This is a genomic window from Gordonia sp. UBA7599, from assembly GCA_002477755.1.
Taxonomy (GTDB): domain Bacteria; phylum Actinomycetota; class Actinomycetes; order Mycobacteriales; family Mycobacteriaceae; genus Gordonia.
Genome location: DLKD01000046.1, coordinates 45605 through 55133 on the forward strand (window position 1 = coordinate 45605; position 9529 = coordinate 55133).

Sequence of the window (9529 nt, forward strand, 5' to 3'; positions counted from 1 at the left end):
GGGGTCCGGATGCCGATTCCCTGCCTGCGACAATGACTTTGTGATCCGTATTTTCGGGCTTTCCGTCGTCGTCTCCGTCGCGGCGGTCATCGCCGCCTACTTCTACGGCGGAACGTCGCCGCTGGGGGCCGCGCAGGCCGTGCTCCTGGTGCTGATCCTCGGCGTCCTGGAGATCTCGCTGTCGTTCGACAACGCGGTCATCAACGCGTCGATCCTGCGCCGGATGAGCCTGTTCTGGCAGCGGATGTTCCTCACCGTCGGCATCGTGATCGCCGTCTTCGGTATGCGCCTGGTGTTCCCGCTGCTGATCGTGTGGGCGACGACCAATCCGCGGCTGGGTCCGGTCGAGGCGATTCGCCTGGCATTGAACCCGCCGACTGATGGCAGTAAGACCTACGAGGAGATCATCACCGCGGCCCACCCGCAGATCGCGGCGTTCGGCGGGATGTTCCTACTGATGCTGTTCCTCGACTTCGCGCTCAGCCAAAAGGAGCGCACCTGGATCAGCTGGATCGAGAAGCCGCTCGCGCGGGCCGGGCGTCTCGACCAGGCGTCGACCATCTTCGCGCTGATCGTCCTGGTGGCCACTGCGCAGTTCCTCGCCCAACCGGCCGACCGCCATGTCGTCCTCATCGCCGGCGTCCTCGGCCTGTTGACCTACCTCGTGGTCAACGGACTGTCGAACTACTTCCACCTCGATCCACCCGAGGACGAGCTCGACGACGGTGAGTCCTCGGGGGCATCTGGGTCCTCGGGTCCGAGTGCGGCCGCGCTGGCCACCGGCAAGGCCGCGTTCATGCTGTTCCTCTACCTCGAGGTGCTCGACGCGTCGTTCTCCTTCGACGGTGTGATCGGCGCCTTCGCCATCACCGCCGACCCGATCATCATCGCGCTGGGCCTGGGCCTGATCGGTGCGATGTTCGTCCGTTCGCTGACCGTCTACATGGTGCGGCGCGGGACCCTGGACCAGTACGTGTACCTCGAGCACGGCGCGCACTGGGCGATCGGCGCCCTCGCCGCGATGCTGCTGGTGTCCATCGGCCACCACATCCCCGAGGTCGTCACCGGCCTGACGGGCGTCGTCATCATCTTCGCGTCGTTCGTGTGGAGCGTCCGGTTCCGGAAGAAGGACGCGGCGCTGGAGGCGGTCGAGGGCTGAGCCCTACGTAAAGACCTCACCGTGGAGCGCATTCCAGACCTCCACCAGCTGGAAGTGGCGGGTCAAATCGTGCCGGTGGATGAAGCAGTTCGCCAGGCACATCACCGTGTTGCGGTCGAACGTGTTCGGGTTGTCGGGGTCGTAGTCGACGGTGTCGCGGTGGGCCAACCGGACGCTGCGGTACGAGTCGGGGTCGCCGGTCTCGTCCTCGACGATGAACTCGAGTACGAATTCGCCGTCCCAACCCGCGGCCTGGACGGTGTTGACCAGCCATGGACCAATCGTGCGTGCGCGGTTGTCGGCCTGCGCCAGGATCAGGAACTCGGAACCGTCCTCATCGTCGGCCAGACCGAAGTCGCGTAACGCGTCAGCGACGGCGCTGACGGCCTCATCCTCGTCGACGATGCGCTCGATTGCCCGCACCGAACCCGACAGGAGCGATTCGTCGAACGGTCGGCGTCGCAGCATGTACTCCATGAGTCGCACGCTAACCCCGCGCTCTGACAACGAGGGGTCACTATGCGGTTGATCTTTACCACGAGAACGTCACAAACGACCGCGTTGATCACGCAGCCCGAATTTCGCCGCCCAATAGCCGCTCATGCCGTGGACGCCGCCACCGGGGGCGGTCGCCGACGAGCAGAGGTACGCCCCGGGAACGCCGGTCGCGTACGGGTTCGGGCGGAACGGATTCGCCGACAGGCGCGGGCGTGCGACGAGTTGCCGCAGGGAGTTGGCCCCCGACCCGATGTCACCGCCGACGAAGTTCGCGTCGTGCTCGCCGATCTCCTCTGCGGTCGTGACCTGCGACGCGACGATGACGTCGCGGAAACCGGGGGCGCAGCGCTCCAACTCGGCGATCATCTCCTCGCCCAGGTCGCGCGACGACCCGTTGGGCACGTGGCAGTACGCCCAGGCGACGTGCCGGTTTGCATCCCCCGCCCGTGACGGGTCGATCCGCGTCGGCTCCCCGGCCAGCAGCCACGGCCGCACCGGATGCTGCCCGCGCGCGACGGCGCTCTCCGCGTCGGCGATCTGGGCGTAGTCCTGCGCGACGTGGATGGTCGCGGTGCGCGACGGCAGCGGTGTCCGCCACGGGATCGGTTCGGACAGCAGGAAGTCGATCTTGCAGACCCCGGGGCCGTAGCGCCAACGCTCGTAGGCGCGTCGGACGCGCGGCGGGATCCGTTCGCCCAGGATGGCGACGAGGCCGCGAATAGACGTGTCGAAGTAGTACTGACGGGCCGGTGGGAGGTCGTCGAAGCAGTTGATGCGTCGCCCGGTCTCGATCACACCGCCCGCCGCGAGCAGACACGACACCAGTGCATCGGCGATGGACTGCGACCCGCCGACGGCGATCGGCCAGCCGGTCACCGATGCCGGAGCCAGCAGCATCAATCCGGGCGCGCTCGACGCGGCGGTCGACAGAGGCACGATCGCATGCGCGGCGACCCCGGCGAACAGTGTGCGCGTCGCTTCCTCGTCGAAGGCGCGTGTGAAGCGGTCCGCCGACTGCAGCGCGCGAAACCCGAACCGGGCCATCAGCAGCGGGTGGCGGGGCACGCCGATCGGGCGCAGCACCTCGTCGACGAGCATGCCGAGCTGGTCGGCGTCGACGCCGACCAGCCGTCGCCACGACTTCGCGTCGACGCCCAGCGCGTGATCGGTCGCCAGCGGATCACGGAACACCGCCAGTGCGCGCTCCTCGTCGAAGACGTGCACGAGCGAGGCGTCGGGAGTGGCCCAGCGAAGACCGTGCGACGCCAAGTCGAGCTCGGCGAAAGCGGGCGACACGCGGCCCAGCGGGTGCACGGCCGAGCACACGTCGTGGACGACGCCGGACTCGAAGAGTTCGGTGCTGCGCGTCCCGCCCCCGACGGTCTCGGCGGCCTCGAGCACCAGCACGCTGCGCCCGGCGCGCGCCAACATCGCCGCGGCGGTCAATCCGTTGGGCCCCGAACCGACCACGACGGCGTCCCACCTGCCGGTGTCGGTGCGCTGCGACGACTCCACGGCGCCACTATCGCACGGTGCCGGATCAGCCACTATTGCGAATGCAACAGCTAGATTGGATCCATGCTCCACGCGCGTTTGATCCTTCGACAGTTCGCTGCGGCGGCTGTCCTGTTCGCGTCGCTGTCGATCGGCATGATCGCAGCCGGCACGGCCCGCGCCGAGCCGCCGATGACCCTGCCCGAGCAACTGCAGATCCACGACCCCGCCGGGGTCATCAACGCCGCAGAACGCACCAAGCTGCAGCGCGCGATCGACCGTCTCTACAACGAGCGCGGGCTGAGCCTGTGGGTCGTCTACGTGAAGACCTTCGACAACCGCACTGCCGCCGACTGGGCGAATCAGGTCATCACCGCCAGCGAGTTCACCGACCGCGACGTGCTGCTCGCCGTCGCCACCGACGCGCGGCGGTACTACCTCTCGGCCCCCGAAGGACTGGGCCAGGACAAGGTCAATTCGATTGCTGCGAAGAACGTCGAGCCGAACCTGAAGAAGGGTGAGTGGGCGCAGGCGGGGATCGCCGCCGCCAACGGGATCGACCGTGCTCTGGACGGGTCGAACACGCTCACTTACGTGGCGGCCGGAGTCGGCGGCACCGCAGCCGTCGTCGGTGGTGGGGCCTACCTGTACTCGCGGCGCCGGCGTCAGCACGAGGCCGAGGAGCGGCTCGACTCGCTGCGCAACGCATCCGACGAACTCACCGTCGACCAGCTGTCCACCCAGTCGATCGAGGTGCTCGACGACTGGTCCAAGGAAATCCTCACCGACACCGACAACGCCGTGCGCACCAGCACCGACGAGCTCGCGCTGGCCGTCGACGAGTTCGGTGAGCAGGAGACCGCCCCGTTCCGCAAGGCCGTCGAGGCGGCGCAGAAGGGGATCGCCGACTCGTTCGTGCTGCGCCAGCGCCTTGACGATGCGATCACCGAGAGTGCCGATGAGCGCCGGTCGATGCTCGTGCAGATCATCACCACCTGCCACGACGTCGACGGTGAGCTCGACCGTCAAGTCCGGGCCTTCGACGAGATGCGCAATCTGCTGCTCAACGCACCGGAGCGCCTCGACGACCTGACGCGCAGCGTCGTCGACCTCAAGACGCGCACGGAGACCGCCGAGGCGACACTGTCGCTGCTCATCGCCAAGCACGGCGAGGAGCGGGTGAAATCGGTGTCGCACAACGTCGAGCTCGCGGAAAAGCAGATCGTCTTCGCCGAGGAGAACATCGACGCAGGCCGCGACGCCGTCGAGAAGCCCGCGGGTCGCCAAGGTGCGGCGGTCGCCGCGATCCGTGCTGCCGAGGGGGCCGTCGAACAGGCGCGCCGATTGCTCGACGCGATCGGCAATGCCGATGGATCCATCGCGACGGCGGCTACCCGACTGCCCGCGCTGATCGACGAGGTGACGGCCGAGATCGAGCAGGCGGGAACGTTGGACCGCTCGTCAGCCCTGGACACGGCGGTCGAGACCGCACACATTGCGCTGCAGTACGCGGCGGCCAATGCCGATACCGATCCGTTGGGATCGTTCACGACCCTCGTCGACGCCGATACCGCACTCGACGAGGCGCTCGACAGCGGGCGCGCCGCGACCAACCTGCGCAAGCGCAACGTCGAATTGCGGGAGACGGGCACCGCGGCCGCTGCGGCAAAGGTGTCGGCCGCCCGCGACTTCATCGCGACGCGGCGCGGGGCAGTGCAGACCGAGGCGCGGACTCGGCTGGCGGAGGCGGAACGACTCCTCGCCTCGGCACAGAAGCGTCCCGCGGGCGAGGCAGTCGAAGCCGTCGACGAGGCCCGACGCGCGGGTGCCCTCGCCGACCAAGCGTTGATGAGCGCGCAGGCCGACGTGGTGTCGTGGCAGCGCACCGAGCAGCCCGCGGCACAGGGTGGCGATCCGTCGGCGATCGGTGCGGTCCTCGGCGGCATCCTCGTCGACAGCTTCCTGCGTGGAGGCGGCGGTGGGCTCGGCGGTGGTCGCATCGACACCGGCGGCTTCCCTAGCCGCAGGGGTGACGGGTACAGCTACGACGGTCGTTCGCCGGGATCGTTCGGCGGGTCGGGAAGCTCCGGCCGGATCGGTGTCGGCGGGCGGTTCTAGCCCCCGTCCGGGCGGTACGAGCTCACACCTGAGCGACGCTGAGCTTGCTGTGGCGCGCGATGGCCGCAAAGTCTTGGTCCGCGTGGAGCACGGGGATGTCTTCCCTGATCGCATGCGCCGCGATCAAGCAGTCGAGCAACTTGCCGACAGTCTCGCCGCTTCTCCGGCATCCGCGGTACAGCGCCGCGGCGTCGTCGTAGTGGGCCGGGGTAGTCGGGAGTACGACCGCACGGGCGATGAGGCGACGGAGGTTGTGTAGGTGAGTCTCGTCTCGCGCGCCGGCCAGCACCTCCATGCGGATGGCGTCGCACACGGCGATGTCGCCATCAAGTAGGTCCGAGACACGATTGCAGGTCGGGCTGCCGGTGTCGCGAAGAAACTCGATCCATGCCGACGAATCGACCAGGATCACGCGAAGCGGCCCTCGCGCATGTCGTCAAGGTCGCCGTCCCATCCGGAACCGCGCATGTCGCGGGCCTCGTCGAGGCTCAGCGGCTCGTCGGCGAGGGACCGGAGCGCGAAGTTCACTGCCTCCCTCTTGGTGGCGAAGTGGTAGCGGTGCATCACGGTCTCGCAGGCTTGTTCATCGATGTCGATGTTGGTGCGAGTCATACACCAACGATACACCTACATGCGTCGACGTTGAATTACCAATGTTCCGACGATGGCGGCCAGGGCGACGAGCGCCGCGACGAGCGGCACGATTCGTCCCGCGAGCCAGGCCGGACGGGCCTGCGAGCGAGCGGCATCGGCCAGGGAGGCGCGCGTCGCGGCGTCGTAGCGGAAGGTCGCCGCGAAGTCGGGCAGTGACCGGTCGGCGGCGCGGTAATCGCGGCGCACGGCGATCTCCGCGTCGATGATGAGACCCGACCGCTTGTCGACCCAGAGGGTGTAGCGGCCGCCTTGATGGGCGTCGGCGGTGATCGGGGTGTCGCCGGGCCAGCCGAACCAGACGGCGGGTTTGGTGATGCGGCTGCGGGGGTCGGCAGCGGGGAGCGTGGCGAGATTGGTGTCGGGGATGTCGGCGCGCAGACGCACGATCGACAGGCCTTCGACGGTGTCGTCGCCGAGCTTCTGCAGCGCGACGGTGCGGCGGGTGATCGGGTCGAAGAAGCGCAGACCGTCGTCGGCACGCAGGCGCGGCCCGAACAGGTAGGTGAAACCCGAGCGGTCGGGAAGGAGCGTGGTGGGGCGCGTCGAATCGGTCTGGACTGATGATTCACCGGTGGGTTCGGCGGTCGTACGACTGATGGTGACGCGGTCGACGACGGCGGACAGGACCGGGTCGGTGCACCCGGTGCTCGCAGGAGCGTCACGACGGATCGCGGTGCCAGCCTGAAGGGTCGCGGTCGTGCGGTCGGCGGGGCGGACGACGACGACACGCTGGTTGCGGATCAGGGTGCGCGGGGGCGTCGCGGCGGCGGTAGGACGGTCGAGGGAACAGCGGTCGAAGGTGGCTGCGGGGGCCGTCGACTTCGACGTGGTCACCAGACTGGTATCCAGCGAGACGCGCGCTAGTTGGGGCGCGAGGAGCGTCGGCGAAGCGATCGCGACCGTCGCAAAGAGTGCCGCGAGGAAGACCAGCGTCGGGGGCAGGAGCTGGCGGGTGGACCAGCGGCTGGTCGCGGAGTCGGACACGGTGGTGAGCGTACCGGGCGGGGTGTTGTGGTGGCGCGGGTAGATTGGCGCCCGAGATGACAGTCGTGAGCAGGGCTTCAGAGCGACGCTTCTACCCGCAGATGGAGGGCATGCGGGCGGTGGCGGCGGTCGGCGTGCTCACCACGCACGTGGCGTTCCAGACCGGGGCCGTCGGGTGGCCGGTGGTCGGGCCGGTTCTCGGGCGACTCGATCTGGCCGTCGCATTGTTCTTCGCACTGTCGGGCTTCCTGCTGTGGCAGCCGCATGCGCTGGCCGCGTGGGCCTTGGCGCCGGAGCCGGGATTGATCCGCTATGTGCGGCACCGGTTCTGGCGGATCTGGCCGGCGTACACGGTGGTGGTCGTCGTGGTGCTGCTGCTGTTGCCGGAGGCTCGGACGTCCGACCCGGTGGTGTGGTTGGCGAATCTGACTCTGACGCAGGTCTTCGTCCCGTTGTCGTTGACCGCGGGGTTGACCCAGATGTGGAGCTTGTCGGTGGAGGTGCTGTTCTACGCGTTGCTACCGGTGTTGGCGTGGTCGTTGGTGTCGCTACGTGGGGATCGTGCGCGGTGGCGGGTGGTCGGGGTGCTGGGCTTTGGAGTGGTTGGTCTGCTGTGGGGGCCGATCGCCGCACACATCCCCGCACCCGACGGTGTGGAGGCGCAGAACTGGTTGATCGGGCACCTGCCGTGGTTCGTCGCGGGGTTGCTGCTGGCGGAGCTGACGGTTTGGCGGAGGGCTGTCGGGAGTGGTTCGGGTGATGTCGGCGCCGGCAGCGGTGCATCGGTTGTGCCGTTGCCCGCGCCGCTGGTCGCGCTGTGCCGGTGGTCGGAGAACCGTCCGCTGATGTTGGCGGTGTTCGTGCTCGCGTACGGCTTGGCGTGCACGCCCTTGGCCGGCCCGGTCGGGATGGGCGAGCTGAGCGCGCTGGGGTTTGCGACGAAGATCCTGCTCGGCGCGATCGGCGCGTTCGCGATCCTGGCGCCCCTTGCTTTGGGCGATGGTCCGTTCCGATTCTTGGCATCGTCGGTGATGACGACGCTGGGGCGCTGGTCTTACGGCATCTTCATCTGGCACGTGGCGGTGCTGTCGGTGGTGTTCGGGTTGTTCGGGATAATCCCGTTCAGTGGTTCGTTCGTGTTGGTGTGGGTGATCACGGTCGTGCTGTCGGTGGGTATTGCGGCGGCGAGCTACGCGTTCGTGGAGGACCCGGTGCGGCGTTGGGCGGTGGGTCGGAGCGGGAGCACCCTGAATCCTGTCGAGGAGCGGCACTCCGAGGGCGGAATTCCCCCTGCGGTCGCTAGGTCGACAGGTTTCGGTGGAGAATCGAGCGCCACATCGTGACGGCGACCGCAGCCAGTGCGAGGGCCTGCACCCACCAGTCGAAGCCGTTGTAGCCGGTCGGCGACTTCCACGGTCCGGCGGCCAGACCGCACGTTGCTGCGAAGAACAGGGTGAACGCCGCGACGACGGGGGCGCCGCCGTAACGGTCTTGGTCCTTCCGTGTGGTCCACCGCCACATTCCGGCGCCGACCACCGTCGACAACGCCAATCCCCACCAGCCCGCCAACAGCCAAGAAGCGCCGAGAAAGGCGACGGCGCCGAGAACGGTCGGGCTATTTCTGTGGTCGAGTGGATCCAAGCCGCTAGGCGAGGATTCGTATCGAGACCATCGTGCGCCTCCGAAGGCCAGCGCAAGCACGACGGCCAGCACCGCCAAGCCCAACCCGAGCGACCAGCGGTAAGGGCCGTCGAGGGGATAGGTGAGCGCGACGGTGCCGCTTGTGCCGGCGGGGATGATCCAGCCCTGCTGCCAGCCGTTGACGGTGAGCGGCTGCAGGTCGGTGCCGTCGAGGCGGGCCTTCCATCCGGGGTTGGTGCTCTCGGGGATGACGAGGACGCGGGTTGACGGTGCAGCGTCGACCTTCGCCTCGCGGTGGGTGGCGTCCCAGCGGAGGGTGGTAGGTCTCGATACACGCTGGCTCGCTTCGCTTGCCGGCGCACTCGACCACCGATCGGTGCGCACCTGCACTCGGTTGACGGAGAAGGCACCGCTCGGATTGACCGTGAGTTCCTGCTCGCCGCTCGCGAGGTGGATCGGACCGCAGGGGACCGCGGTCACCGGGGCACCCGCGCGCAGCGCGCCGACCGTCGTCTCCGCGCGCAACGGCACGACCTGCCCAGAGACGCTCAGCGACATCCCGGCGTCGCATCCGAGCACCACCGGCATGGCGTCGTCGCGCACGGGCATCGGAGCGGCGGGGACGATCCCGACCTCGCTGATGCCCACCGGCGCAGGCCGGGCGAAGCCCAGATCGTTGACATTGATGAGATCGGCAGCGCGGCGGACGGTGAGAACGATGCGGTCGGTGACAGCGGGATCGAGCGGCACGACCCCGTCGGGCCCGACGCGACGGATCTGCTCGCCGGTGCCGAGGTCGACGGCCACCTCGGTGGGCGCCGCCGGGTACCCGCGCGGTGCACGCAGCACCAGTTTTTCGACCAACTGCGGGGCGGGGAGATTCAGCGTCAGGCGGGCCTGCTTCGCATCGCGCGGCAGTTTGCGGCGCTTAACCCCCTTGGGGGTCCGCGCGGTTGTCTCGGCACTGGCCTCCGGCGCGAG

8 protein-coding genes and 1 pseudogene are annotated in these 9529 nt (G+C 68.5%); 3 read left to right on the forward strand and 6 right to left on the reverse strand.

All coding sequences use genetic code 11. The annotated features are described in order from the left end of the window. Nucleotides 1-40: 40 nt before the first annotated feature. Nucleotides 41-1159: a DUF475 domain-containing protein gene (locus B4L26_RS06355; protein WP_290717177.1), complete on the forward strand. Its 1119-nt coding sequence runs from the start codon at nt 41-43 to the stop codon at nt 1157-1159. 3 nt (nt 1160-1162) lie between these two features. Here B4L26_RS06355 and B4L26_RS06360 read toward each other — a convergent pair whose 3' ends face one another. Both B4L26_RS06360 and B4L26_RS06365 read right to left on the reverse strand, forming a co-directional pair. Then, the gene (locus B4L26_RS06360; protein WP_290717179.1) at nt 1163-1636 is read right to left on the reverse strand and encodes a hypothetical protein; all 474 of its coding nucleotides are present in this window, start codon (nt 1634-1636) and stop codon (nt 1163-1165) included. A 69-nt stretch (nt 1637-1705) separates the two neighbouring features. Continuing rightward, the gene (locus B4L26_RS06365) at nt 1706-3205 is read right to left on the reverse strand and encodes a phytoene desaturase family protein (RefSeq protein WP_290717182.1); all 1500 of its coding nucleotides are present in this window, start codon (nt 3203-3205) and stop codon (nt 1706-1708) included. A gap of 30 nt (nt 3206-3235) precedes the next feature. Here B4L26_RS06365 and B4L26_RS06370 point away from each other — a divergent pair, with 30 nt between their 5' ends. Then, nucleotides 3236-5269, forward strand: a complete 2034-nt coding sequence (locus B4L26_RS06370; RefSeq protein ID WP_290717184.1) for a TPM domain-containing protein — start codon at nt 3236-3238, stop codon at nt 5267-5269. A gap of 22 nt (nt 5270-5291) precedes the next feature. Here the strand turns inward: B4L26_RS06370 and vapC are convergent, their stop codons facing one another. From vapC to B4L26_RS06385, 3 genes are read right to left on the reverse strand one after another with little or no spacing between them, the layout of a single operon-like run. Then, the gene (gene vapC, locus B4L26_RS06375) at nt 5292-5681 is read right to left on the reverse strand and encodes a type II toxin-antitoxin system VapC family toxin (protein ID WP_290717186.1); all 390 of its coding nucleotides are present in this window, start codon (nt 5679-5681) and stop codon (nt 5292-5294) included. Beyond that, on the reverse strand, nt 5678-5881 hold the full coding sequence (locus tag B4L26_RS06380) for a type II toxin-antitoxin system VapB family antitoxin (protein ID WP_290717188.1): 204 nt from the start codon (nt 5879-5881) through the stop codon (nt 5678-5680). Before B4L26_RS06380 ends, vapC begins: the two co-directional genes overlap by 4 nt. 15 nt (nt 5882-5896) lie before the next feature. Next, nucleotides 5897-6907, reverse strand: coding sequence for a DUF3068 domain-containing protein (locus B4L26_RS06385; RefSeq protein WP_290717190.1), 1011 nt, complete (start codon nt 6905-6907; stop codon nt 5897-5899). A gap of 56 nt (nt 6908-6963) precedes the next feature. On the opposite strand from B4L26_RS06385, the gene B4L26_RS06390 reads away from it, so the two are divergent. Further along, nucleotides 6964-8250 (forward strand): acyltransferase family protein, encoded by a 1287-nt coding sequence (locus B4L26_RS06390; RefSeq protein ID WP_409563370.1) that lies wholly within the window; start codon nt 6964-6966, stop codon nt 8248-8250. Here the strand turns inward: B4L26_RS06390 and B4L26_RS06395 are convergent. After that, nucleotides 8207-9529 (reverse strand): annotated as a pseudogene (locus B4L26_RS06395) (DUF3367 domain-containing protein); the annotation flags it as partial. The gene B4L26_RS06390 and the pseudogene B4L26_RS06395 sit on opposite strands and share 44 nt — an antisense overlap.